The organism is Micromonospora sp. KC213, assembly GCF_004348325.1.
In the GTDB taxonomy this organism is placed as follows: domain Bacteria; phylum Actinomycetota; class Actinomycetes; order Mycobacteriales; family Micromonosporaceae; genus Micromonospora.
In genome coordinates this window covers 1-24,860 of sequence record NZ_SMKF01000031.1, presented here as the reverse complement: position 1 = coordinate 24,860, position 24,860 = coordinate 1, and the positions used below count along the sequence as shown (strand labels likewise).

Annotated in this window: 25 protein-coding genes, 2 tRNA genes and 3 pseudogenes; 11 read left to right on the top strand and 19 right to left on the bottom strand. The window is 68.2% G+C overall.

Translation table 11 applies throughout. From position 1 onward, the window contains the following. Positions 1-331: 331 nt before the first annotated feature. Positions 332-595 (bottom strand): annotated as a pseudogene (locus E1166_RS09865) (hypothetical protein); the annotation flags it as partial. Positions 596-1,234: 639 nt separating this feature from the next. On the opposite strand from E1166_RS09865, the gene E1166_RS09860 reads away from it, so the two are divergent. From E1166_RS09860 to E1166_RS09840, 5 genes are all read left to right on the top strand, one after another. After that, positions 1,235-1,966, top strand: a complete 732-nt coding sequence (locus E1166_RS09860; RefSeq protein ID WP_132337755.1) for a GntR family transcriptional regulator — start codon at positions 1,235-1,237, stop codon at positions 1,964-1,966. Positions 1,967-1,991: 25 nt separating this feature from the next. Beyond that, positions 1,992-2,843: a hypothetical protein gene (locus E1166_RS09855; protein WP_132337753.1), complete on the top strand. Its 852-nt coding sequence runs from the start codon at positions 1,992-1,994 to the stop codon at positions 2,841-2,843. Beyond that, the gene (locus E1166_RS09850; RefSeq protein WP_132337751.1) at positions 2,840-3,121 is read left to right on the top strand and encodes a SemiSWEET family transporter; all 282 of its coding nucleotides are present in this window, start codon (positions 2,840-2,842) and stop codon (positions 3,119-3,121) included. Before E1166_RS09855 ends, E1166_RS09850 begins: the two co-directional genes overlap by 4 nt. A gap of 171 nt (positions 3,122-3,292) precedes the next feature. Beyond that, positions 3,293-4,318, top strand: coding sequence for a WXG100 family type VII secretion target (locus tag E1166_RS09845; protein ID WP_207914133.1), 1,026 nt, complete (start codon positions 3,293-3,295; stop codon positions 4,316-4,318). A gap of 4 nt (positions 4,319-4,322) precedes the next feature. Next, positions 4,323-4,553: a hypothetical protein gene (locus tag E1166_RS09840; RefSeq protein ID WP_132337749.1), complete on the top strand. Its 231-nt coding sequence runs from the start codon at positions 4,323-4,325 to the stop codon at positions 4,551-4,553. Positions 4,554-4,603: 50 nt separating this feature from the next. Here the strand turns inward: E1166_RS09840 and E1166_RS09835 are convergent, their stop codons facing one another. The 6 genes and pseudogenes from E1166_RS09835 to amcA (E1166_RS32665) all read right to left on the bottom strand — a co-directional run bounded on the left by E1166_RS09835 (position 4,604) and on the right by amcA (E1166_RS32665) (position 7,726). Then, positions 4,604-5,167, bottom strand: a complete 564-nt coding sequence (locus E1166_RS09835; RefSeq protein ID WP_132337747.1) for a kinase — start codon at positions 5,165-5,167, stop codon at positions 4,604-4,606. Between the two features lie 15 nt (positions 5,168-5,182). Then, positions 5,183-5,845 (bottom strand): pentapeptide repeat-containing protein, encoded by a 663-nt coding sequence (locus E1166_RS09830; RefSeq protein WP_132337745.1) that lies wholly within the window; start codon positions 5,843-5,845, stop codon positions 5,183-5,185. A gap of 61 nt (positions 5,846-5,906) precedes the next feature. Beyond that, positions 5,907-6,089: a multiple cyclophane-containing RiPP AmcA gene (amcA, locus tag E1166_RS09825; protein WP_132337743.1), complete on the bottom strand. Its 183-nt coding sequence runs from the start codon at positions 6,087-6,089 to the stop codon at positions 5,907-5,909. Then, positions 6,086-7,221, bottom strand: a pseudogene (gene amcB, locus E1166_RS32670) (cyclophane-forming radical SAM peptide maturase AmcB). Before amcB ends, amcA (E1166_RS09825) begins: the two are co-directional and overlap by 4 nt. Then, a complete protein-coding gene (locus E1166_RS09815) occupies positions 7,218-7,565 on the bottom strand; it encodes a hypothetical protein (protein ID WP_132337741.1) in 348 nt (115 codons plus the stop codon). The pseudogene amcB and the gene E1166_RS09815 overlap by 4 nt, the downstream one beginning before the upstream one ends. Next, complete coding sequence (gene amcA, locus E1166_RS32665; protein ID WP_347813017.1) at positions 7,562-7,726, bottom strand: multiple cyclophane-containing RiPP AmcA; 165 nt, start codon at positions 7,724-7,726, stop codon at positions 7,562-7,564. The genes E1166_RS09815 and amcA (E1166_RS32665) overlap by 4 nt, the downstream gene beginning before the upstream one ends. Before the next feature lie 371 nt (positions 7,727-8,097). Between amcA (E1166_RS32665) and E1166_RS09810 the strand changes: the two genes are divergently transcribed. Beyond that, positions 8,098-9,324: a helix-turn-helix transcriptional regulator gene (locus tag E1166_RS09810; protein WP_207914132.1), complete on the top strand. Its 1,227-nt coding sequence runs from the start codon at positions 8,098-8,100 to the stop codon at positions 9,322-9,324. A gap of 6 nt (positions 9,325-9,330) precedes the next feature. On the opposite strand, the gene E1166_RS09805 is transcribed toward E1166_RS09810, so the two are convergent. The 3 genes from E1166_RS09805 to E1166_RS09795 form a co-directional block, all read right to left on the bottom strand. Further along, positions 9,331-10,011 carry a YdcF family protein gene (locus E1166_RS09805; RefSeq protein ID WP_207914130.1) on the bottom strand — a complete coding sequence of 227 codons (681 nt, stop codon included), beginning with the start codon at positions 10,009-10,011 and terminating at the stop codon, positions 9,331-9,333. 16 nt (positions 10,012-10,027) lie between these two features. Further along, a complete protein-coding gene (locus E1166_RS09800; protein ID WP_132337739.1) occupies positions 10,028-10,234 on the bottom strand; it encodes a hypothetical protein in 207 nt (68 codons plus the stop codon). Positions 10,235-10,348: 114 nt separating this feature from the next. Then, on the bottom strand, positions 10,349-10,828 hold the full coding sequence (locus tag E1166_RS09795; RefSeq protein ID WP_207914129.1) for a hypothetical protein: 480 nt from the start codon (positions 10,826-10,828) through the stop codon (positions 10,349-10,351). 677 nt (positions 10,829-11,505) lie between these two features. Between E1166_RS09795 and E1166_RS09790 the strand changes: the two genes are divergently transcribed. Then, on the top strand, positions 11,506-12,621 hold the full coding sequence (locus E1166_RS09790; RefSeq protein ID WP_132337737.1) for a type I restriction endonuclease: 1,116 nt from the start codon (positions 11,506-11,508) through the stop codon (positions 12,619-12,621). Between the two features lie 320 nt (positions 12,622-12,941). After that, the gene (locus tag E1166_RS09785; RefSeq protein WP_132337735.1) at positions 12,942-13,805 is read left to right on the top strand and encodes an IS5 family transposase; all 864 of its coding nucleotides are present in this window, start codon (positions 12,942-12,944) and stop codon (positions 13,803-13,805) included. A 234-nt stretch (positions 13,806-14,039) separates the two neighbouring features. On the opposite strand, the gene E1166_RS09775 is transcribed toward E1166_RS09785, so the two are convergent. From E1166_RS09775 to E1166_RS09765, 4 genes are all read right to left on the bottom strand, one after another. Then, positions 14,040-15,059, bottom strand: a complete 1,020-nt coding sequence (locus E1166_RS09775) for a tryptophan--tRNA ligase (protein WP_132337733.1) — start codon at positions 15,057-15,059, stop codon at positions 14,040-14,042. Between the two features lie 40 nt (positions 15,060-15,099). Next, positions 15,100-15,426 carry an HAD-IA family hydrolase gene (locus E1166_RS31900; protein ID WP_243710268.1) on the bottom strand — a complete coding sequence of 109 codons (327 nt, stop codon included), beginning with the start codon at positions 15,424-15,426 and terminating at the stop codon, positions 15,100-15,102. Beyond that, entirely contained in the window at positions 15,423-15,812 is a 390-nt protein-coding gene (locus E1166_RS31895; protein WP_243710267.1) for a hypothetical protein, read from the bottom strand. Before E1166_RS31895 ends, E1166_RS31900 begins: the two co-directional genes overlap by 4 nt. Before the next feature lie 133 nt (positions 15,813-15,945). Next, positions 15,946-16,021 (bottom strand) — tRNA-Lys (locus tag E1166_RS09765). Between the two features lie 186 nt (positions 16,022-16,207). Between E1166_RS09765 and E1166_RS09760 the strand changes: the two genes are divergently transcribed. Together E1166_RS09760 and E1166_RS09755 are read left to right on the top strand one after the other, a co-directional pair. Continuing rightward, on the top strand, positions 16,208-17,491 hold the full coding sequence (locus E1166_RS09760) for an Ig-like domain-containing protein (RefSeq protein WP_132337731.1): 1,284 nt from the start codon (positions 16,208-16,210) through the stop codon (positions 17,489-17,491). 216 nt (positions 17,492-17,707) lie between these two features. Continuing rightward, entirely contained in the window at positions 17,708-19,012 is a 1,305-nt protein-coding gene (locus tag E1166_RS09755; RefSeq protein ID WP_132337729.1) for an Ig-like domain-containing protein, read from the top strand. Between the two features lie 50 nt (positions 19,013-19,062). On the opposite strand, the gene E1166_RS09750 is transcribed toward E1166_RS09755, so the two are convergent. Both E1166_RS09750 and orn read right to left on the bottom strand, forming a co-directional pair. After that, positions 19,063-19,138, bottom strand: a tRNA-His gene (locus E1166_RS09750). Positions 19,139-19,244: 106 nt separating this feature from the next. Further along, the gene (gene orn, locus E1166_RS09745; RefSeq protein WP_132337727.1) at positions 19,245-19,835 is read right to left on the bottom strand and encodes an oligoribonuclease; all 591 of its coding nucleotides are present in this window, start codon (positions 19,833-19,835) and stop codon (positions 19,245-19,247) included. Between the two features lie 74 nt (positions 19,836-19,909). Between orn and E1166_RS09740 the strand changes: the two genes are divergently transcribed. Continuing rightward, positions 19,910-21,154: a glycosyltransferase 87 family protein gene (locus E1166_RS09740; protein WP_132337725.1), complete on the top strand. Its 1,245-nt coding sequence runs from the start codon at positions 19,910-19,912 to the stop codon at positions 21,152-21,154. Between the two features lie 330 nt (positions 21,155-21,484). Here the strand turns inward: E1166_RS09740 and E1166_RS31890 are convergent. From E1166_RS31890 to E1166_RS09725, 3 genes and pseudogenes are all read right to left on the bottom strand, one after another. Then, positions 21,485-21,709 (bottom strand): annotated as a pseudogene (locus E1166_RS31890) (hypothetical protein); the annotation flags it as partial. A 660-nt stretch (positions 21,710-22,369) separates the two neighbouring features. Further along, entirely contained in the window at positions 22,370-23,119 is a 750-nt protein-coding gene (locus E1166_RS09730) for a YcnI family protein (protein ID WP_132337721.1), read from the bottom strand. Between the two features lie 19 nt (positions 23,120-23,138). Beyond that, entirely contained in the window at positions 23,139-24,803 is a 1,665-nt protein-coding gene (locus E1166_RS09725) for a copper resistance protein CopC (RefSeq protein ID WP_207914136.1), read from the bottom strand. Positions 24,804-24,860 lie beyond the last annotated feature (57 nt).

Here is a 24,860-nt window from a genome sequence, read left to right as displayed (position 1 = left end):
CCTCGTCGGAGGACTTCTTGAACAGGGTCGTGTACACGGACCCGAACAGCCCAAAGCCGTCCCGGTACTTGGCGACCCGCTTGTCGCCGCTGATGAGGGAGTACAGGCGGGCCAACAGCCGGTAGTCCCTGCTGAACACCTCGCCGGCTCCAGGGTTGGCGTCCAGGAACACGTTGATAGCCCGCACCGACTCATATCCGTGGACCGTGAGGTCTAGGTCGTCCACGTCGGCGAGGAGGTCTTCGATGCGGGCGAAGGTAGTGCGGAACTCGGCGACCAGCTCGGACACCTCGGTGACGAATCCGCCGCCCTTGCCAGACCTTTCCGGGGTGGGGTCACCGGTACGCGCACGCCGCACCAGCAGCCGCCACACCTCGTCACGGGCCGGGTAGCCGCAGGACGGGTGCATCAGGATCGCCGACAGCTCAGGCAGGGCGATACGACGGCGAGGCAGGCCGTGACCGAGGCTGCGGCCGTCCACCGACAGCGGGCTCGGTCCCTGCCCCATCAGCCGGAACCGGTACTCGATGTCGTTGAGCAGCGTCTCGCCGCACCGGGAAACGGCCGGCTCGGTAGCGGGGATACGACGGTCCATGGTGGTGCTCCCTCGTGATGACCGTGTGCCGTCCGGCGGGAGTGCCGGTCGGCGCTGTGCCACCACGCCACCAGGGCCTTTGAACAGATCATGAACACTCGTGATCTTGTTCAAGGTGTCTCGGCATGTGTTCAACCCGGCTACCGCCAATCGGCGCCGATGCGCCTCGCCGTGACGGCGACCAGCGCGCCCCGCCGGGTGCGCAACCCGCGGTCAGGCTGTTCATGCCCTCCGCGTCGCCATAGCCGCTTCGAGGCAACGGACTTGAACAGCTCGCCGCCCCCGCTGCATCCGTAGGCACGGAGCAGGAGGGCCGAGAGGGCGCTGTGGGCACATACACGCCCATGGCGATCTTGTTCAAGGCCCCGGGACGTCTGTGCCTTCTCATCGAATCTCATCTGCCTAGGCTCGGCTGAGCAGGAACGGATCAGGTTCCGCGAGAAAAGGCGTGGGCCGCCTCCGTCTCAAGGAACCTGGTCTCTTCTCACAACGGCCGTCTGGCCATAGTCGGCCATGGCGGAGCACGCGTAGGTCGCCCTGGCCGACTCCGTGGTGTGCGCCGACGCCAAATGGTCAGGTCCGGCGCTCAACTCAGGCCAGGGCTAGCCGTATATACAACTGATCGGCTAGCCTGGTCGTATGAGTGACGGCACTGCGGTTCCCGACTTCACTCCTCGCTACTACGCGATCGAGCAGGCACTGCGTGCCCGTATCGCGGAGTTAGCGCCCAACGATCCGCTGCCATCTGAAGCCGAGTTGTCCCAGGAGTTCGGGGTGAGCCGGATGACAGCGCGTGCCGCAGTGACTCGGCTGGTTAGCGAAGGGCTGGTCTACCGACAGTCGGGGCGCGGCACCTTTGTGGCGGCCCCGCCGACCCGCCGAAGGGCCGACAGCCTGATCCGGTTTAGCCAGGAGATGCGCCGCCAGGGCCGGCAGCCTAGTTCGCAGGTGGTCGAGGTGGTGCGGCGCGGCGCCACGCCGGCTGAGACCGGTCGGCTCCGCCTGCCGCGTAACGCTGGTGTGATCGCGATCCACCGGGTCAGGCTCGCCGACCAGACTCCCGTCGCCGTGGAACATGCGGTGTTCCCCGGCAAGCTCGCGCCGCTGCTCGACATGGACCTCGCCAACGGGTCGTTGCACGAAGCCCTCGTCACCCTGGGGCACGTTCCGACCCTTGGCCACGCCACCCTCTCAGCCGCAAACGCGGGCACCACGGAGGCCCAGCTACTACGCGTCGAGACAGGCGCCGCGCTGCTCGTCGAACGCCGCCTGATCCTCGACCAGGACGGCAAGCCGTTGGAGCTGACAGAGTCCCGCTACGTCGGCGACCGCTACGCGCTCGACGTCACCTTCGACGTCCAACACCCCTGACCGCCGAAGCAACCAGGAGCAGCTAATGCTCGTATCCTTCGCCAGCATCCCAGGATTCACCGACCGTCCCTCGGAAGACTTCGTCGCAGCCAGCCAGAGCACCGTGGTCGTACTCGATGGCTTGACCGCACCGGCCGAACTCGGCACCGGATGCCGCCATGGAACCCCCTGGTACGTCGCCAATCTCGGTACGCAGCTGCTGCAAGCGGCGAGCATCGCACCACACCGGCCTTTGGCCGACATCCTGGCGCAGTCAATCGAAAGCGTGGCCAACCAGCACAAGAACACCTGTGACTTGCGCCATCCCGGCACCCCGTCCGCCGCCGTGGCCATGCTACGTAACGAAAGTGAATCCGTTGACTACCTGGTCGTCTTCGACTGCGTCATCGTCCTCGATGGACCCGCCGGTCTTGAGATCCACACCGACCTACGGGTGGACGGCTTCGCCCAGGCCGAACACGAAGCCACCCGGAAATGCCGGCTTGGCACTCCCGAACACCGCGACGCCGTCACCGCCCTCGTCGCCGCGCAACGCCCCCACCGCAACCAGCCGGACGGCTACTGGGTAGCCGCCGCGAACCCAGAAACCGCCGCACACGCAGTCACCGGCACCCGCAGTCACGTCGACAGCGCCGCTCTGCTGACCGATGGCGCATCCAGCCTCGCCGACCGCTACCACCAGGTCAACTGGCCTCAACTACTCACCCTCCTCCACCGCCACGGCCCACAACATCTCATCGACCGCGTACGGGCAATCGAAAACACTGACCCACACGGTGCCCGCTGGCCGCGGTACAAGCGCAGCGACGACGCCACCGCCGCCTACTGCCTACCTGGTCAACCGCCATCCCCGACATCGACAGGAATGCCAGCATGACCACCGCGCTCGGCCTACTCGCCGGTATCCTGACCACCGGATGCTGGCTTCCGCAGCTCCTGCGATCCTGGCGCACAAAATCCACGAAGGACATCTCATGGACCTATCTCGCGGTCCTCGGCACCGGGGTCGGTCTGTGGACGCTCTACGGTGCAATCATCGCTGATCCCGCCGTTGTCCTGACCAACGCAGCCACCGCCGTCGCCCTACTGGCATTGGCCGCACTGAAGTCCATCTTCGAGCGATATCCAAGCAACAGCGGTAGCGCCGACGCCTAATGAACATCCAGCAGCTGGAACCATAACTGCGCGCCCTCAACAAGCTGACTTGCACCCGCCTGGTAGTACGCCGTAGCGCGGCAACGCCAGATCGCATCAAGGTGGAAAACGGCAGCGTGGCGCCTTCGATGCGCGAGTTCGCTCACCTGGCGGAAGCACAGCGCGGTCAAGGTGGTTGACATAGCGCAGATCACCGCGCACGCCCAGACCTGGCGGAACGTTGCCGCGTCGCTCCGCGAGGAAGTCGCCGCGCTGTCCACCTCCGTCCGGGCTGACGTCGCAGAGTGGGGCGGGACCGCCGGCCCTGCCTACCGGGCCTGGGCCAGCGAACAGCAGCAAGCCATCATCGGGCTCGCCCAAGGCGCCGACACCCTCGCCGCCACCACCGAAGGCGCGGCCGGCCTCGTCGCTGCCGTTCGGCTGCTGGTCCGGGACGCCATCGCCACCTGCGTCTCCCGTTTGATCGTGTACGCAGGCGAGATGGTTGTCACGGCAGGGTTCGCCGCCCCGCTGGTCGTGGAGCAGGGGACAACGACGGTGGCGGCGTGGGCAGCGCGAATCGCCCGACTGCTGCGGGGGCTGCTGGCAAGCCTGCAGCGGTTGATGCCGGAAATTCGCCGACTCGGTGATCTGATCGAGAGCCTTAAACAGGCGTTGAGCCGGCTCACGAACGCACCTCACGGCCGTCCGGGCAGGGCAACCGAAGACGGGCTCGGAGTCCACGGAGGCCACACCACCCGCCCTCGCAACGTTGCCGACTACGAACGTCAGGAGCGCTGGGCCAGCGAGGCGTATACGGCGATCCGACAGCAGGACGACGCTGGGGTCATCGCCCGCAATCTGACTGACGCGCCTCGCCTCGATGGTTCCCGGGGCTTCTCGCTCCAGGAGATCGAGCAGATCCGCCGGCACATCTTCTTCGAAGAGCACCCGATGGACGACTACGCGGGCGGGATCGTCCGCCAACAGTACGACCCGAGCGCGCCGATGGCCGAGGCGTGGCTGCGCCTGCGACGGGGCGACCAGCTGCCGGAGGACTACAGGCTACTGGAGCACGAACTGGCAGAATCGCGGTACTACCAGGCGCATCCGCAGGCGGATTACCGGGAGGCTCATCTCGCCGCCAACCGGGTGTCGAACTGGGAGGCGTCGATTCCCGACCCCACGTACGAGGACTACGCGAGATTCGGAGAATAGCGCCATGGGCATGATGGTGGTCGCACGTCGTATCGAGGCATCCGTGGACGAGGTGCGGTACGAGTTCGGGTTCGAGGACAGGTTCGACCGGGTGCTGACGATTGATCCGCACACGCTTGAGGCGCGGGTCCAAGACGGTGACTTCAACGCCGCTGCGAGCGCCATCACGGCCAAGATCGTAAACGCGCGGCGCTCCGCTGGCGACTTCCCGGAACGGATGATGTTCGCCAGCTGAGCCGAGCGGCACGGCTGGCATTCGCCCATCCTCACAAGGGAGCGCCGGGGTTACGAAACGATCGGCAGCAGGTCGTCGTTCCGTCCGGTCTGGGGTAGCCCGGCGGCTGCGGCGATGACCTCGACGGCCTCTTCGAGCGTGGTGGTCTCCGCCAGGACGAGTTCGTCGGGCCAGCCCAGGACGTCCCGGGCTACGTACCAGCCGCTCATGTGCTCGGCGGTGAACTCGCTGGCCTGTGGGCGGGTCAGGTGCCGCCGTAGCGTCTCGGGCAGGGACACGTCGAGGTAGCAGAACAGCGACCGCCCTCGGTGGTCGTCACGCAGGGCGGTCAGCATGTCCCGGTAGCGGTCGCTGTGCATGATGCCGTCCAGCACCACGTGGTAGCCGTGGTCGAGGGCGAACCGGACGGTCTGCGCGATCAGCGCGGGGGCCGCGCCGCCGGGCTTGTCCCGCTCGCGCAGCACGACACGGCGCAGGTAGTCCTGCTCGACCAGGGCGCAGCCCCGGCCGTGCCGACGCCGTAGCTCCCGGGCGATGCTGCTCTTGCCTGAACCGGAGTTGCCCCGGATGCAGACGAGGATCGTGTCCGGGCTGCCGGTGGGTCCGACGAGCACGATGCCTCCACAGATTTAGTCGTCGCGCACGGCGAGGTGGAGTGCGTCGATGGTCAGCTTGGTGAAGTCGGGCAGTTGATCCTGACTGATCGTGGCGCCGCGCAGATTGTCGAGGGCCGTCTTGAGTCCGCGGAGGCGGCTGCCCCGCAGATCGGCGCCTTCGAGATGGCAGGAGTCGATTTCCATGCCGTCCAGGTTGCAGGACCGCAGCGCGATGCCCGGGAGGCGGCAGGTGGACCAGGTGGCGTGGGCGAGGGTGCAGTCGGTAAAGGCCACGGAGCCGGCGGCGGTGACGCGGTGGAAGGTGGCGTAGTCGAAGCGGCACCCGTCGAACAGCACGTCCTTGAGGCGTACGTCGGTGAGTCGGGTGCCGGTGAACCGTGAACCAGTGATGGCGCACCGGTCGATGGTGATGCCGGTCAGGGTCGCGCCGGAGAAGTCGGTGCGGGTGATCTCGCAGCCGTAGAGGCTGCCGGCCACCCAGGTGCTCTCGCTCAGGTCCACGCCGGTGATCAGGCTGCTGCGGATGCGGGCGTCCTCAAGGTGCGAGCCGTGCCACGCTGCGCCCTCAACGAGGGCCTCGGTGAGGCCGTCGGCCAGGTTCGTCGTGTTGTCGAGGTCGTCCGGTTCGAGGTCCGGCAGTAAGACCTTCACGTCGCCGATCGTGGTGGTGCGCATGTGTCCTCAACCTGTGTGGGCGCGGGGTGGGCACGCCACGCCGCGCGTCCCGTGGCGGGGGCTACTTCTTCTTGTTCCAGTTGTCCCAGCCGGGCCGGCTGTCGAACTTTCCTCGGTTGTCCCAGGTGGGGCGGTTGTCGAACTTTGCCGCGTCGATTGACGTTACCGACCGCTCCGGGTCGACACCGAGGCGGGCGAGTTGCTCCGGTTCGGCGTTGACGAGGGCCGCGAGAGCGTTGGTCATGATCGTCCTCCTTGAGGGGTGAGATGGTCCGCGGCGGCGCGGACGAGAGCCTGTCGGGTGGTCCGGCAGTAGGTGGTCTCACGGACGGTGAACGTCGCGTGCTCGAAGTAGCGGTTCCCGGCCTGGGCACCACGGCAGAACTCGTAGAAGCCGCAGTGGTTGGCGCAGTCATTGAGGGCGGTGACGAACTCGTTGACGTAAAGCAGGTCGCCGGCGCGGGCGAGCATGGCGGTGATCGGCTGGTGCAGAACGTTTCCCGCGACGAAGTCGCCGTATCGCGAGTCGGTGATGCCGAGCAGCTCCGGTGACAACAACACCACCTGCCCATCCCAGGAGACTGTCGGGATCGGCTCGTACGGCGCGTGGTCGAGTGCCCGGCACGGGTCGCGGCGAGATGGTCGGCCAAGCGATCGAGGTCGCGGATCCGCAGCGGGCTGCCGCCGACGCGACGTTCGATGAGGCGCTGCCAAAACCGGTAAGCGGCATCCTCCGACACCGGTGCCCGATCGGCGCCCTCCTGCTCTTCGATGTTGAAGCCCACCGACTCGCAGCCAGGCAGGCCGGTGAAGAAGTCGACGAGGGCTTCGGTGTGGTCGATGGTTTCCGGTGTGACCACACAGATCACCGAGTACCCCAGCCCCGCGTCGGCCAGGGTCTGCATCCCGCGCCGGGTTCTGGTGTCTGTCGGGTTGCCGGCACGGTCGAGGCGGTTTCGGTTCAACGCGCCCGGTCCGTCGATGCTGACACCCACCTCGAACCCGTAAGCGGTGAACAGCTCGCACCACTGGCGGTTGATCAGCGTCGCGTTCGTCTGGATCTCGTGACGCACCAGCCCCGCACGCCGCAGTTCCTCGAACGGGGCCAACAGCTCCCGGAACAGCCCGATGGGTGTGGCGGTGGGTTCGCCCCCGTGCCACACGACGCTCACCGGATGACCGCTGTTCTGCTGGGCGATCGACTCCGCGCACGCCTGGGCGACCGCGCCGCCCATCAGGCGGAGGGATCTCCGGTCGGGCAGGTAGCAGTAGGTGCAGTCGAGGTTGCAGAAGCTGGTCGGCTGCACGACCAGGGTGTGGAAACTGCTGGCGATCGCCGGCTGGCCGGTCGCGTTGATGAGGCCGATGCCGGTCACGACAATGCCTCCTCGATCCTGACGGCCGTGGTGCTACCGACGCCGTAGGCGTGGGTGTGGCGGGCGGGCCAGCCGAGGAACCGGTCGAACATGTCCGCGGCGCTGCCTGTCACGCTTGGGTTCAGCCGGTGCAGATCGTCGATCGCGTCGTGCAGGCAGCCGGCCAGGTAGAGGAACAGGCTCACCGGCACTTCCCGGTACTCGGCCAGGAGCGCGAGCTTCGCCGCGCCGCATGGCCAGGGCTGCCCACACCGGCGGCACAGCCACAGCGGACGCATCGGCAGATGCTCAACCCCGGCCGGCGCGCCCCGGTACGCCACACCACGGCGCCGCGGCCCGGTCACCGACGACCGCCCTCGCGGGCCTGCTGCTCGAACAGCCGACGCCACACGTAGGTGAACAGTGGCGGATCAGCGGGCCATACCTGCCCCTGCGAGGACGTCCACCCGGGCTCAGGGCGCCAGCACCGACCGGCCATCGCGTTACGCGAGACGTACACCGTCATGCCGCCACCGCCATCCCAGACGATGAGCGGTGGGCTCGCCGGGGGAAAGGCGAGCCCACCGCCGCATCACGGCGGCTGGGAGCAAACCGCCGATCACCCACCCACGCAGCCCTCATGGCAGTACGCAGGTGGGGAAGACGCCGAGTCAGTTCGCTTCTGGACGGACCGATTTGGCGGCCCATGCCGCGCCGTAGTGTGCCCGTCATCGATCCCTCCATCTGCAGCTCCCTGTCAGCCATCCCCGACATCAACATCGACACGCGCCGGTTATCGGGGGTGAACTGAACGTAGGGGCGAGCGGTACGGAAGACCGGGAAAATCCGTACCGGGTCCGGCGGTCATCGAAGGGCAAGGTAGACGGTGTGCGAGGGATGACAGACGACATGACGATCGGCCAGCGCGTCGCCTTCTACCGGCGCAGGCGAGGCCTCACCCAAGAAGTGCTGGCCGGTCTGGTCGGCAAGACACCGGAGTGGTTACGCAAGGTCGAGACGAACCGGGCCGACCTGGACCGACTGTCGGTCATCCGCTCGATCGCCAAAGCCCTCGACGTATCCCTCGGGGACCTGATCGGCGCACCGCGCCTGTTCGAGTGGTCCGACGACTCAGGTCGCGAGACCATCCCCGCTTTGCGCGCCGCACTCCACGACTACCGGCACCTCGCGCCGACGCTGGCCAGCACGGCCGTCATCGAGGCCCCCGCCCTACGTGAGATCGAGAACGACGTCGCCGAGATCTGGACCGCCTACCAGCACTCGCGCTACGGCACCCTCGCCCGCCGGCTCCCCTACCTGATCCACGACTGCCTCACCGCCACCGAGGCGTACCACGGAGACGACCGCGAGCGCGCGCACGCGATGACCGCCTACGCCCACCAACTCGCCGCGTTGTTCCTCACCAAGCTCGGCGAAGGCGACCTCGCCTGGACCGCCGCCAGTCGAGGTCTGGCCGCCGCCAACTCCAGCCACGACCATGTCGTCATCGGCTCACTCAGCCGCTCTGCCGCGCACTCGCTGGCATCCATCGGCGAATACGCCCAGGCCCGCGGCCTCGCCGCCACGGCGGCGCAGTTCCTCGAACCACAGCTCGCCAAGCCCACGCCGCAACTGCTGTCGGTCTACGGCAGCCTGCACCTCGTCTGCGCGCTGGCCGCCGCCCGAGACGACGACCGCTCCTCTGCGGATACCCACATCGCCGAGGCCGATGCCGCCGCACAGCGGCTCGGCACCGATGGCAACCACGTGTGGACCGCGTTCGGGCCGACCAACGTGTCGATCCACCAGACGACCGTGGCGATGGAACTCGGCGACGTGCAACGCGCCATCGCCATCGGCGCTCCGCTCGACACCGGCGCCCTGCCCGTCGAGCGGCAGGTCAGGCACGCCATCGAAACCGCCCGAGCCCTCGCCCGGTGGAACCGCATCGACGACGCGCTCGCCGCGCTCCTGGACGCCGAGGTCATCGGCCCGGACCAGGTACGCTACCACCGGCTCTCCCGCGACCTCGTCCGGGACATCCTCACCCGGCCTCGACCACCCCGACTGGCCGTCGAACTCAGTGACCGGATGGGCGTCCGGTCGGGAGGCCCACGCTGGTAGCTGCGCTCAGATCAGCCGACTCGTGTAGCCGGCCGCCACCAGGCGCTCGAAGGCAGCTCGCACGTCGCCGGGCACCTCCTGCGGGACTGCGAAGCCGCGCTCGGCGTACACCTCAATCCGCTGAGTGTCGCCCACCAGCATGTCCACCACCCGCCGCAGGTCGCCGATGCTGCGCACGTAGTCGTCCAGTTCGAGAGGGTTCGACGCGCACACCACGTCGACCTCCGGCCACATCAGCCTGCACGTAGCGTAGGCCCGACGCTGCTGGTAGGGCCGCGACATGATCAGAACCGACTGCACCGGGATCTGCCGTTCAGTGAGGAGCTTGCGCGAGTACTCCAGGTTCTGGGCGGTGTTCGTCGCACGCGGTTCCACGAGAATCGCTTCCGCAGGTACGCCCTGCTCGATGGCGTACTCGCGATAGTGCACCGCTTCACCCCGTGGGAACCGTTCGACGGTCGTCGGGGCGTTCGCGCCAGTGAACACGATCCATGGGAACAGGCCCTCGTGGAACAAGCGGGTCGCGATGACAGCCACGCCGAGATCATGACTACCCAACCCGATCCCCACGTCGCACGGGCGCAACTCGTGGTGCATGTCGTGGTAGCGCCACAACGTCTCCACGTCCGTCCGGATCGCGTCAGGGATCGCCTCGGCCCGTGCCGCTGCATGCCGGTTCATCAGCACCTACCGGACAGGGCTCTCACCGGGCACCCTCGTCGGACCTGCCCAGGGCCGCCAGCCCCGCCCTCGCCACCTCCAGAGGAACGATGGCGGCCACCGGCTCGTCCCGCTCACTCAGATAGACGACCTGCCCCTCACGCACGCTCCGCAGTAGTTCAGGTAGCACAGCCGACAGCGGAAGGTCGTCAGGCGTGGCGTAGTTCCGGTCCGCACTGGGTTCCCTCATCCCGCCAGCGTAGGGGTAGTACGGCAACGGGACGCCGTTGGCTCCAGCACCACGCCGCTTGCCTTGCCAAAATGAGCACGTTGGTGGCGGTCGAAACATCGCGACGTGGCGAGGTTAGGATCCGACCTCGATGAGGCGGCGCTTGCCGCTCTCGCCCGGCAGCCTCCACACCTGCTCATTGGGCCAGTACCGATACAGCATCTCCCTGGTGGTCACCGCAATCCGCGGTCGCATAGGACTGCGGACCAGGTCATCTAGCAGGTGCTCTTCCCGTTCGGCGTCCTGAGCGATCATCAGCACCGCTGCGACGGGCACCGCTCGGTCGGTACGCCGATAGCCGGTCAGCAGTCCACCCAGCCCCGACGTCCGCCGCTCATGCTCGGCGACAACGTCACCGACCGGGCCACGGTCGACATGGACCAGGAACCGCAGGCATCGTCCGTCCTCCAGCCAAACGCCGTAGCCGTCGGCACGCAGCAGCGCCAGGTCGTGCTGGCGCAACCACGCCGAGGTCTCCATGGTCGCCAGCCACTGAAACAGCTCGCACTGCCCCGGGCAGCGGCGCGACACCTCAAGCAACGGCAGGAACAGCAACGCGCCCGCCGCGTTGGAAGGCCGGCGACCGAGCGCCTACGTGTGCCCGACCTGCGAGGTCACGAACTACGACCCCTACCTGGAAGACAAACGGCCACTGTGGGATCACCTGCACTACCTTGCCGGCCTCATCACCAAGCGCAGTGGTGGCCCTCGGCGCAGCGTCTACGCCCAGTTCGCCGTCTGGCTCGGAGGAAAAGCTCCAAAGGGACGACGTCGACATCCACCAGTTGCAGGAGTGCCTCCAGTACACCGCCAAGTGGGCGCAACCACTCTGCGACGGCCATTGCGGCAGCGACGCCCTACCCAGCGCCGACGCCGAGTCATCCTGACCGGCAGGACCGAACGGTAGACCTGCCCCCGCTGGTAGTGCCGCCGGCATTACCAGTTCAAGTTAGGTGGCGCGCGACGCGTCGTTCTCTGCGGCGATTAGTGCAGCCTCATGTGCCTCCAGTCGGTAGCGCATCTTACTCACGACCGCGACGCTGCAAACCTGCCCTTTCCGTCGCATCGGACCGACGAAAGGAGAGGCTAGTCGGTCCTCTTTGGGGCTTCGCGCTACACGATCGCTCGGTAGCATCCGGTCGTTGCCCTGGATCTCCGACTCGTCAAGGGCAGGGGCATACAGGTATGCATACGGCACCTTTCTCATCTGTTCACAAGAAGGAGTATGCTTAATGGATTTCGATGAACGGGTCGCCGCGCTCGCCACGAAGGTCCGGAACCAGCGAGACGCAATTCAGACGGAAGAAGCTGCCAAGAATGCTTTCGTCATGCCGTTCATCTCAATGATCCTCGGCTACGACGTCTTCGATCCACTGGAGGTCATACCGGAATTCACCGCCGACGTCGGGACCAAGAAAGGAGAGAAGGTAGACTACGCGATCATGCGTGGCGGTGAGGTACAGATCCTCATCGAATGCAAGCAGCCGCGCGACTCCCTCAAGATTGAACACGCATCTCAGCTTTATCGATACTTCTCCGTTACGAATGCACGGATCGCCGCCCTCACCAATGGTCAGGTCTACCACTTCTACACCGATCTCGATGCCCCAAACAAGATGGATACCAAGCCCTTCCTCGTGCTGGATTTGGAAGATATCGACGACACCCTCCTGCCGGAATTGCGGAAGCTCACAAAGGAAGTTTTCGATCTCGACTCCATCATCAGTGCAGCCGAAGAGTTGAAATATCTCGGCCAGATCAAGCGTTCGATGGCGGCGCAGTTCAAGGACCCTGAGGATGAGTGGGTCAGATTCTTCGCGACGAGAGTGTTCGAGGGTTCGTTCACTCAAAAGAGGCGTGAACAGTTCAGGTCACTCGTTGCCAAGGCCGCCTCGCAGTTCGTCAGAGATCAAGTGAACGAACGACTGAAGGGTGCACTCTACACAAGCCTTCCCAAGCAGACCACCGAAACCCCCTCCGAAGTGCTCGAGAGCGAAGAGGTCGCGTTGAGCGATGTCGCACGCGATACGGAGGTGGAAACCACGCTTGAAGAACTTACCGGCTACCAGATCATCAAGGCAATCGCATGCAGCGAGGTCAAACCCCAACGCATTGTGGGCCGTGACGCCAAGCCCTACTTCGCGGTCATTCTTGACGACAATAACCGCAAACCCATTGCGCGACTGCATTTCAACGGAAAGACCCGGAAGTACGTTGGGACGTTCGACGCCAACAAGACAGAGACTCGCCATCTGATCGACTCTATTGACGATATCTATCTTCACGCTGACGCAATACGAAGTGCGGTAAGGGCTTTCATGGGCGAGGGCGACCGAAAGAACCTTTGAGGGCTCTTCGGGGTTGTGGAAGCCGTAGGCGATCTTCTCGCCATCAGTCCGGATCGTGGGGGCATCCGCGTGGGCTTACCCAACACGACACCGTCTCACTGGACGTTTGTTTCACCTTCGAGCCAGTAGGGGTCGATTCGCGTCTCGACCTCAGTAGCGCGAGATGTCCGACCCGACCAAGAAAGAGAACATATCGGTGTACGCAGGGCTGCCCGGGTTCAGCGCATTTCACCCCGAGATCGTGTCTGCTTCACTTTCGCCCCCACATCGACGGACATGACGTCCGTCGAGCCGTCGCCCCGACACCGTACGCCTGCTGCATGACCGAACGGCGACCCTATCCGTCCGACCTGTCCGACGCCCGCTGGGCCCTGATCGCGCCCCGCCTGACCGCCTGGCGACAGGCCCGCACCGACGCCGGCGTCAGCGGCCGCGCCCCCACCCACGACCTGAGCGACATCTTCAACGCGATCCTGTACGTCAACCGCACCGGCATCGCCTGGCGCTACCTGCCCCACGACTTCCCGCCGTACCGGACCGTCTACGGCTACTTCGCCGCCTGGAGCAAAGAAGGCATCTTCACCGAACTCAACTACCAGCTCACCGGCCTCGTCCGCGACCACCACGGCCGCACCATCACACCCACAGCCTCCATCATGGACAGCCAAAGCATGAAGACCTCCACCAACGTCCCACTGTCCACACAGGGCACCGACGCCGGCAAGAAAATCGTCGGCCGCAAACGCGGCATCATCACCGACACCCTCGGCCTGCTCCTCGCCGTCATCGTCACCGCCGCCAGCACCAGCGACAACACCATCGGCATCAACCTGCTCGACCAGGCCACCACCGCCCACCCCACCCTCACCAAGACCTGGGTCGACGCCGGCTTCAAAAACCGCGTCGTCGAACACGGCGCCGCCCTCGGCGTCGACGTCGAGATCGTCACCAAAGACCCACAGGTCAAAGGCTTCAGCGTCGTCAAGCGCCGATGGGTCGTCGAACGCACCCTCGGCTGGCTCATGCACCACCGCCGTCTCGTCCGCGACTACGAAGCCCGACCCGACAACTCCGCCAGCATGATCACCATCGCCATGATCGACAACCTCGCCAAACGCCTCACCGCCGAAAACACCCCAACCTGGCGAGAACCCCTAAAACCACAACACACACAAAATACGTGAATCAGACGTCCTCTCAGCCAGTCCCGCCCGGACCTCAGCCTGATCTGGGGGACCGTGTGCGAGCCGACCAGCCCGCATGCCGATCCATCCAGCCTTGTCGTGGACCTCCGACGACCTCCGGACGGGTGGACTCCCACTGGGAACCTGCTCGTCGCGCTGCCCGGAAAATGGACCACCGCCTGGCACTGCGCCGACCAGGTGGTCAACGCACTCGTCTGACGGGCGGGGCCCAAGCTATCCGATGCCGATGGCGTCTCTCACCCGCTCCAGCAATGGCCTGGTCTGCTTCCGGGCCTTGTCCGCGCCGTGGGCAAGCAGGTCGTCCAGCTCACTACCCTGCGCCATCAACGCCTCGTAGCGCTCCCGAAGCGGCGCGAACTCAGCGACAAGCGCGTCGGCGAGCTGTGCCTTCACCTCTCCCCAGCCCATCCCACCGGCCGACAGCCGCGCCCGTGTCTCGGTGACCACGTCAGCCGCACCGAACCGTTCAAGCAGCTTGAAAACGGCAGCCGCGTCGGGGTCCTTCGGTTCCTCCACCGGCACGCTGTCGGTCGGGATACGCCGGATCAGTTTCCGCAGGCTGGGCTCTGGCGCGAACAGCGGGATCGTGTTGCCGTACGACTTGCTCATCTTGCGTCCGTCGGTGCCGGGCAGCGTGTGCGCCGACCCCTCATCCGGAATGACAGCAGCGGGGATCTTGAACTTGAACCGGTCCCCGTACACGGCGTTGAAACTGCCAGCGATGTCCGCGGCGTACTCGACATGCTGGACCTGGTCGCGACCCACGGGCACCCCATCGGCGTCCATGATGAGGATGTCGACCGCCATCAGCACCGGGTAGTTGAACAGGCCCATGTTCACGCCGGCGTCAAGATCCTCCTTGCCGGTCTCCCGGTTACGGTCACGCGCCGCCTTGTAGGCGTGCGCCCGGTTCATCAGGCCCTTACTGGCCATGCACGCCAGGATCCAGTTCAGCTCGAAGATCTCCGGGACATCCGACTGGCGGTAGAACGTGGTGCGATCCGGGTCGAGCCCGGCCGCCAACCAGGTGGCCGCCACGGAGCGGGTGTAGTGCCGCAACTGATCACGGTCGCGGATCGTCGTCAGCGCGTGATAGTCCGCGATGAAATACAGCGACTCGTAGCTGTCGGCCAACCGCAGCGCCGGCAGGATCGCGCCGATGTAGTTGCCCAAGTGCGGCTCACCGGTCGGCTTGATGCCGGTCAGCGATACCCTTCGCGCCGTCGAACCCATGGGCATGACATTACCGTGACCAGCCGTCGATCTTCCGTCCTCATTGGCTGTCGCCGCGTACCGAGATGCTCCCGTTGCCGTTGGCAAGGCCGAGCAGCGCAGGCAACTCCGCCATGCTCCTGAAGGCTCCAACCGACCCCGGCGCAAAGCCGTCGGGCGCGTACCGCAGCACGCGCATTCCCGCGCTACGTGCGGCCGCCACCCCGGACTCACTGTCCTCGACAACGACGCAGCGGGCAGCCGGGACGCCCATCCTGGACGCGGCCAGCAGAAACAGGTCAGGAGCCGGTTTGCCGCGGGCGACCTCGGCGGCCGTGAAGATCCGGCCCTCGAAGTACGCCGCCAGACCGCAGGTGCCCAGGGTCAACGCGACCTTCTCGGGCCGCCCGTTCGACGCCACGCAGAAGGGGACCCGAAGCTGCTCAGCACCGGCAGGATGCCGGGCACCGGCGCCACCTGGGCGCGCAGCGCGGCATCAACCGCGACAGTCAGCGCGTCGAACCAACCGGGAGGCACAGCGCTGCCAAGGCGATCGGCGATCAGCCGGGCCGCCGCCGCTTGGTCGAGCCCGGCGAACGCACTGGCGCACTCCTGGTCGGTGATCTGGATTCCCAGCTGCCGCATCCGGTCGGCGAGTACCCTGCTGACGATCGGCTCGCTGTCCACCAACACCCCGTCACAGTCGAAGATGACGAGATCGACCGGGCCATGATCGCCCATCGGTGATCGCCTCCCTTCCAGGCCGCGTCGCACCGGTAACGGCCGGTCCCCGCATCGCCGGCAGGGTCCAACGGCTCCCGAGCACCCACCGAGCAACCACCCACCACCGGCGTACGCGAAAAAGGCCCCAGCCAGGTGTGAACCACCAGGTCAGGGCCTTGCTCGTTGGTGCGCCGCCAGGGACTCGAACCCCGAACCCGCGGATTAAGAGTCCGCTGCTCTGCCAGTTGAGCTAGCGGCGCTCGTTGGCAACGGGGAGAAGATTACACGGCCCCCGAGCGCTCTTCCAAATCGGGTCCCCTCCTCCCCTCTTCGGCTGAGCTTATCGGGCAGATGCTCGCAAACACCCCATAGCCAGGTTGGGCGGGGCCGAGTAGGTGACGGCGATACGGCACCATGTCGCCAGGCACGCGAGAACTGAGGTGGGAATGGGCAGGTTCACGCGGGTCGGGGCGAAGGTGGGCGCCCTGGCTCTGGTGGCGTCGTTGGCACTGACCGGGTGCGGTGACGCCGAGAAGCAGGCCGAGTTCGTCGGCGGGAGCAGCGCCACCCCGGGCACGGGGACGGGCACGGGGACGGGCACCCCGCCGTCGGCGCCCTCGGGCGGGACACCATCCGCCGCAGTCGAGAGCCTGGCGGTCGTCCCGGCCGACGGGTCGAAGAACAAGCCGGTCAGTACGGAGATCAGCGCGACGGTCCCCGGCGGCGGGAAGGTGTCCTCGGTGACCCTGGCCTCGGCCGACGGCAAGCGAGTCGACGGGAAGCTGCGGGTGGACGGTTCCGCCTGGGTGCCGTCGGCTCCGCTGAAGTACGGCACCCGCTACACGGCGACGGTGACCGGCACCGGGTCCGATGGTGAGGCCCGGCAGGGCACCAGCACGTTCACCACGATGGCGAAGCCGAAGTCGATGATCAGCTCCGGTCTCTACCTGTTCGACGACCGGACGTACGGCGTTGCCATGCCGGTGGTCGTCGAGTTCCACCCGGGTATCCCGAAGAAGGACCGCGCGGCGGTGCAGAAGCGGATGTTCGTCCGGACGGACCCGCCACAGCCGGGCGCCTGGCACTGGGTCTCCAACGGCACCCAGGCCTACTACCGCGCTCCGGATTACTGGAAGCCGGGCACCACGCTGGACGTCCGGATCGCGCTGGCCGGCATTCCGCTGAGCAACGGCCGTTACGGCAACGTCGACCGGTCGGCCACCGCCAAGATCGGCCGGGCGTTCGAGATGACGGTCGACAACGCCACCAAGAAGATGACGGTGCGCCAGGACGGCCAGGTGGTCAAGACCATCCCGGTCAGCCTGGGCAAGAAGAAGACCCCTTCCTCCAGCGGCACGATGGTGGTGATGGAGAAGAAGGAGAGGACCGTCTTCGACACCATGGACGCGCCGGACCCGGACAACCGCTACCGCGTTGACATCGACTTCGCACAGCGGTTGACCTGGGGCGGCGAGTACATCCACGCGGCGCCCTGGTCCGAGGGGGTGCAGGGCCGACGCAACGTCTCGCACGGCTGCGTCAACGTGTCCATGGCGATGGGCCGGTGGCTGTTCGACCAGACGAAGATCGGTGATCCGATCACCATCAAGGGCACCGAGCGCAGGCTCGCGCCGGGCAACGGCTGGACGGCCTGGGACCTGAGCTGGTCCGAGTTCGTCAAGGGCAGCGCCCTGCCGGTGCCGCGGGGCGGCTCCGGTCCGCTGATCTAAGGGCTGCGGGGTGGGTCGGCGACCGCTGGCCCGCCCCCGTGCCGAGGGCGTCCGGGCGCCGGTGGAGACGAACGTCACCCCGCCCTGCCCCGCGTGCGCCGGTCGCCGCAGCCCACCGACGGCGTGTCGCCGTCGCGCGCCGCGCAACCCCTGGGCACCCGCGTGCGTCTGTGGGTAAGGATGGGGGGCATCGGGGATCACGACTGTGAGGACATAATGCCAGCTACCCACGACCGGCTGACTCGGCGTACCGGGCGGCGCCGTGCGCTCTCGGCGGGGCTGCTCGCCGCCACGCTCGCCTTCACCTCCGCCTGCACCGGCTCCTCGGGCGACAAGCCCTCGCCGGGCCAGAGCGCCGCGCAGGAGAGCGACGCCAAGGCCTCGGCCACCATCACCGAGCCGAAGGCGGACGCGACCGACGTCCCGGCCTCCACCGGCATCACCTTCACCACGAAGGACGCCGAGCAGACCACCGTCGAACTCAAGGACGCCGCCGGCACCCCCGTCAAGGGCACGCTCGCCGCGGACGGACAGAGCTGGCTGCCCGCCGGTGCGCTGGAGTACGGCGGGAAGTACACCGCGACCGTGACCGCGACCGGGGACGACGGCAAGCCGGCCACGGCGACCAGCACCTTCACCGTGATGGCCAAGCCCGCCAAGCAGGTCCGGATCACCAGCTTCCTCGGCGACGGCCAGGTCGTCGGCGTGGGCATGCCGCTGATCGTCCGCTTCGGCCGGGACGTCCCGGAGCAGTACCGCGACGACGTCCAGCGCCGGATGAGCGTCACCGCCACCCCGGCGCAGGAGGGCATCTGGCACTGGGTGAGCCCCACCGAGGTCCGTTACCGGCCCAAGGAGTTCTGGCGGCCGGGCAGCACCGTGTCGTACCGGGTGCAGGCCGGTGGCCTGCCCATGGGGGGTGGCTGGTACGGCCGCTCCGACCTGACGGTCGACATCAAGATCGGCCCGTCGCTGATCATGCAGGTGGAGAACAAGACCAAGCGGATGACGGTCACCAGGGACGGGAAGGTCGTCAAGACCATCCCGGTGAGCCTGGGCAAGAAGAGCACCCCGTCGTCCAGCGGCACCATGGTGGTGATCGAGAAGCTGCGCAAGACGGTCTTCGACACCCTGGACGAGCTCGGCCCCCAGGAGGGCTACCGGACGAAGATCGACTACGCCCAGCGGCTCACCTGGGGCGGCGAGTTCATCCACGCCGCACCCTGGTCCGAGGGTGTGCAGGGCCGGGAGAACGTCTCCCACGGCTGTGTGAACGTCTCGATGGCCGACGGGGCGTGGCTGTTCGCGAACACCCGTATCGGTGACCCGATCACCGTCAAGGGCACCGAGCGCAAGCTCCAGAACGGCAACGGCTGGACCGACTGGAACATGAGCTGGGACGAGTACGTCAAGGGCAGTGCCCTGCCGTACGAGCCGGACAGCGGGGCCGCGACCGGTGACGGGGCGAGCCCGACGCCCGACGCGGAGCAGGGTGGGCAGAGCGCCACGCCGACCCCCTGACCGGCGACGGACGACGAAGGCCCCCTCCGGATGGAGGGGGCCTTCGTCGTTGGGGTGACTGATGGGAATTGAACCCACGACAACCGGGACCACAACCCGGTGCTCTGCCAACTGAGCTACAGCCACCATGCCTTCCGCTCCGGTCGCCCGGGCGGGTGCGGACTAATAATAGCCACACCGGCGCCGGCTCCGTCCAGCGGGTTCGACACCCCGCCGGAGCCGGGTCGCCCGCCTACAGCCCGGCGGCGATTCCCTTCGCGGTCTCCACGTCCGGGCCGGGCAGCGGCACGAAGATGGTGCGCCGGTAGTACTCCAACTCGCGGATGCTCTCCCGGATGTCGGCCAGCGCCCGGTGGGCGAGCCCCTTCTGCGGTTGCCCGAAGTACACCCGGGGGTACCAGCGCCGGCACAACTCCTTGATCGATGAGACGTCGATCATGCGGTAGTGCAGGTGGGCGTCGAGGCGGGGCATGTCCCGGGCGAGGAAGCCGCGGTCCGTGGCGATCGAGTTGCCGCAGAGCGGGGCGGATCGCGGATCCTTGACGTGCTGGGTGACGTACGCCAGCACCATGTCCTCGGCCTCGGCCAGGGTGACCGTCGAGCGGCGGACCTCCTCGGTCAGCCCCGACTTGCCGTGCATGGTCCGGACGATCTCCGGCATCGCCTCCAGCGCCGCCTCGTCGGCGTGGATGACCACGTCGATCCCCTCGCCGAGCACCTTGAGGTCGGCGTCGGTGACGAGGGCGGCGACCTCGATCAGCGCGTCCCTGCCGAGATCCAGCCCGGTCATCTCACAGTCGATCCAGACGAGTTGGTCAGCCACGCGCCACAGAGTAGTCGCCGCCCGGGTGCTCGCGCCTCGGCACCGTCGGCGGAGGAGACCGCTAGGGTTTCCCCGTGCCAGCCGAATCCGTCGCGTCGCCTGCCGTCACCACCGACGAGCAGCGGGGCCGTACGGTCCGTCGGGTCGTCACGGTACTGGCGCTCGCGACCGTGCTGCCGGCGCTCTACCTACCGGGCCTGAGCCACGACTTCCTCGACCTCAAGATCTACATGCGGGCGGTGGACTGGTGGCGGGCCGGCAACCCGCTCTACGACTACGTGCAGCCGGACCGGGTGCAGGGTGAGCTCTACTTCACCTACCCGCCGTTCAGCGCCTTGCTGCTGTGGCCGTTCGGCCTGCTGCGCCTCGGTGCCGTGGTGGCGGTCTTCACGGCGCTCACCGCCCTTGGCGTGGTCGTCACGACCCGCTGGCTGGTCGCCCCGGTGACCGCCCGGCACGGACTGCCCCGGGTGTTCGCACTCGTCGTGGCGGTGCTGCTGGTCTTCGCGGTGGAGAGCACCCGGGAGACGATCACCTTCGGCCAGATCAACATGCTGCTGGTGGTGCTGGTCCTGGCCGACCTGCTCTTCGCCGTACCGCAGGCGCGGCGCTGGGCCGGCGTGGGCGTTGGTCTGGCCACGGCGCTCAAGCTCTTCCCGGGCATCTTCATCGTCTACCTGCTGGCGACCCGGCGGTGGCGGGCGGCGGCCGTGGCGAGCGCGACGGCCGCGGCGGCGACGCTGCTGGCGGCGGCGGTGGCGCCGCGCGACTCCTGGCGCTTCTGGACCCACGAGCTCTGGGCGACCAACCGGGTGGGCCGCACCGACTACACCGGCAACCAGTCGTTGTTCGGGCTGCTGAGCCGGATCGAGGTGCCGGCCGCGCCGAACCGGCTACTGTGGCTGGCGCTGGTCGCGGTGGTGCTCGGGTACGGACTGCACCGCGCTGCCCGGGCCGTGCGGGCCGGTGACGAGTTGACCGGGTTGACCCTCACCGGTCTGGTCGGCGGCCTGATCAGCCCGATCACCTGGACGCACCACATCTACTGGTTCATCCCGGCGGTGGTGGTGCTGGTAGACGCGGCGCTGGACGCCGACCGGGGCAGTGCCGAAGGGCTCCGCCGCCGACGCACGCTCCTCGCGGTCGCGGTCGGCACCACGGCGTTGATCATCTATGGTGTGGTGTCCTTCCAGGACTGGGGGGTGGCTCCGGCGCGTACCGACACGCCGTGGGATTTCTTGCTGCGCAACGAGTACGTGCTGCTCTCTCTGGCGCTGTTGGTGGTGCTGCCGGTCCGCCGGCTCCCGCCCCGCGGATAAAATCGCACCAACTGGACAGAGGTTTCCATGAGCGATTTTCCGCCGCTAATCTGACCACATCAGCACCGATCCCCCGGTGAGAGCGGCCCTCCGTGTCGGCAGCGCGGAGGGCCGCCCGCGTCACCGGCCCCGCAGCGTCCCACCCGGGTGACCGGTCCGGAGCGCTCAGCTCCGGTCCACCGGCCCCGGCGTCGGCCCGGAACGCTCCGGCGGCCAGGGCGGCAGGTCGGCGAGGCTGCCCGGTCGCCGGGCCGGGGCCGCCCCGATCGCCGGGCGGGCCCCGTCCGCCGTACCGACCGCCACCAACTGCCGCTCGGGCTCCGGTCTGCGCGGGGCACCGAGCCCGCTGAGTGAACTGACCCCCAGCCGGCCGGCCAGCACCGGCACCTGGTCGGGTTCCACCACGAAGACCACCTCACGCGGGCGCAACGGCCACAGCAGCGCCGGCATCGCCAGACCGACCAGCAGCAGCCCGGCGGCGAGCAGCGCCCACGCCACCGGCCGGAGCCAGTCGACCCGCAACTCGGCCCGCAGGTCCACACTCAGGTCCGCCCCGCCGTCCGGGCGCATCACCACCAGACTCAGCCGCCGACCGGCCAGCTCGGCAGGGCTCCACTCGATCGCGCCGACCCCCTCGCGTACCCAGAAGCGGGCCTCGCGCGGGGCGGCCGGAACCGACCCGGTGGGCGCGGACGCCGCGTCGGTCAGCCGGACCGGCAACGGACCGCGGGCCACCGCCACCCGGTCCACGGTGGCGTGCGGGAACGGGCCGAGCCAGCGCCGCACCTCCTCGGTCGGGGCCAGGCCAGCGAAGGCAGGGCCGTCGGCCGTCCGGGCGGTCAACCGCAACCGGGACGGACCGACCCGGGTGAACGGCGCCTCTGCGCGCAGCAGCGCGTCCACGTCCGCCACCAGCACCGCCCGCCCGGGGGTGCGCAGCGGCTCGACCCGGGCGGTGAACGCCCCGTCGGCCGCCGCCCGCCCGGCGGCGACACTGAGGCCGGCACCGGCGAGCAGGACCGGAATCCCGACGACCAGCAACAGCATTCCGACAAACACCCGCACGAACCGCATCCGTTCCGTCTCCCTCAGTGACCAGGTACCCGGCCGACCTTACCGACGACACCGCGCCGATCTGCGGATATCGGCAGGTCCGAGGGGGAACGGGGACCGGCCCGTCGGACAGGTCCGACGGGCCGGCGCGGGTGGCGTGGATCAGGCGGTGGGCTCGGCCGGGGATCCGGCGGCCGGCTGCCGCCGGGTACGGGCGAAGGCCAGCCCGCCGAGGACCAGACCGGCGAGCCCGGCGACCAGACCAGCCACCCCCAGGCCGGTCGCCACGCCGGTGGAGTCGTCGTCATCGTCGTCCGCCGCGGCCGGGGCGGCGGGGGCCGACGCCGGCGCGGACGGCGACGCCGAGGCGGCGGTCAGGGTGAGCACCGGCGCCGGGTTCTCCGGCTCCTCCCCGCCCGCAACCGGCTCCTCGATCCACCGCTGCACGTTGCCGTCGGTGTACGACTGGAGCACCTTGAAGACCATCCGGTCGACCTTGGGCAGCGGCCCCATCGACACCGGGAACTCCTGGAACTGCCCCGGCTTGACCGCCGCGTCGCCGGTGGCCGTCCAGGTCAGCTTGGAGACCGCCTCGGTGATCTGGCTGCCGTGCACCTCGATCGGCGGGTCGACCTTGCGCTTCTCCACCGCGACCGTCCACCCGGGTACGGGCATCGTCGACACCGAGCCGACCGGGGCGTTCTCCGGCAGCACCACCTCGAGCTTGTTGGTCGAGGCGGTGTCGCTCTCGTTCGGCACCCGGAAGGCGAACCGGCCGTAGCCGCCCTGGGTGGCCTCCCTCGGGTTGACCGTGACGTGCGCCGAGGCGGGCCCGGCGAGACCGAGCACGGCGGCGGTGGCGGCGGTGAGCGCGAGGACGGCGGCGGTTGCGGTGCGCCGGAGACGGATCATCTGGTTGAGTACCTCTCGGTTACGTGATCGGCACGGTGACGGTCACCGTGGCCTGGTCGATGTCGGAGATGCGGACGGTGAAACGCAACTGCCACTCGCCGGCCGCCGGGAAGTTGAGTTCCCCGGTCGCGTGGTTGTCGGTCAGTGGGAGCAGCGGGATCTCGATCGGCTCGATCCCGGCCGACGGCAGCGCCGCGGTCGCCCGCCACTCGGCCACCGGCTGCGGCCGGTTGTCCTTCGTGTACGCGTACAGGTGCAGCGAGTTGTTGCCCCGCTCGGCCGGGTCCAGTTCCACCTGCAGTGAGTAGATCGGACTGGTCAACGTGGTGGAGAAGTAGGCGTTGGCCGTCCCGGCCACGTCACCGGTGGCCACCCGGGCCGGGGTGGTCTGCACCAGGACGGCGGACAGCCCGAGGACCACCGCGGCGACGGCCAACTCCACCCCGACCGCCCGCCGCACCCGCGCCGGCCGGCCGGCCGCGGTCCGCCGACGCACCAGCGCCCGGGAGTACGCCGCCACCCCGATCACCAGGGCGAACAGGATGATCTTGGCAAGCAGCAGCCGCCCGTACGCGGTGCCGACCAACGCGCCGAGGGTGCCCACCTCGATCAGCCCCTGCACGGTGCCGGCCAGCAGCAGCGCCGCCACCGCCAGCGCCGCCCAACGCGACCAGATCGGCAGGATCGCGTCCAGCTCCCGCTCGTCGGCCCGGCGCAGCAGGAACCCGGCGAGCATCACCAGACCACCCAACCAGACCGCCATGCTGCCCAGGTGCACCGCGTCGACCAGCACCGAGACGGCCGGCGCGGGCGAGGCCGCGGCGTGACCGGCCAGCGGCCAGGTGAACAACGTCGCGACACCGAGCACGGCCAGGATGATCCCGTCGGTGCGGCCGACCGGCCCCCGGGTCAACGGACGCAGCAGGAACGCCGCCGCCGCGAGCAGCCCCAACCGGACCAGGTGCGCGGTGCCGTACGTGCTGCCCAGCACCTCACCGAGGCCGGCGCCGGTGACGTCGAACAGCCCGCCCCCGGCGGTGTACGGCACCTGCAGCCACAGCTCGGCCGCGGTGGCGACGGCCAGCAGGATGGTGCCCGCCCAGAGCAGCCGGGCCGGGCCGCTGCGGGACAGCCGGTACGGCCAGAGCGCGGCGAGCACCAGCGCGGCACCCACCACCAGGAGCAGACCCGCGTAGCCCAGGTAGTTGACGACCTTCACCCCGATGTCCACCAGCCGGTCGGCGCGGCTGTCCGAGCCGGTGTCGGTGGGCGGTGGCGAGGGCGCACCGACGGAGTAGGTGAACGCGCCGGAGACCGGGTGGCTGTCGGCGGAGATCACCCGGTAGCTCACCAGATAGGTGCCGCGCGGGCCGCCCTGGTCCACCGGGATGGTCACCACCGCCCCCTGAAAGACAGGTTCGCCCCGGTCGGCCCGCGAACCGTCCGGCGCGATGACCCGGATCTTGCCGGTCACCTTGCGCACGGATTCGCTGAAGGTCAGCACCACCTCGGCCGGCGCCTGCGGCACCACCGCGGAGGCGACCGGGCTGCTGCTGACCAGCACGGCGTGGGCGCTGGCCGGCGTCGCCGGGGCGAGCAGCAGCGCGACGAGGGTGACCAGCAGGGCGGCGGCGGCGCCCAGCCGTACGGACCGACGGCGATCGACGACGTTCATGACGGCAATGCTCGCTGACGGAAGGCCCCTGCGGCGACCCGACCCGACGACCCCGCGCCGTCGTAC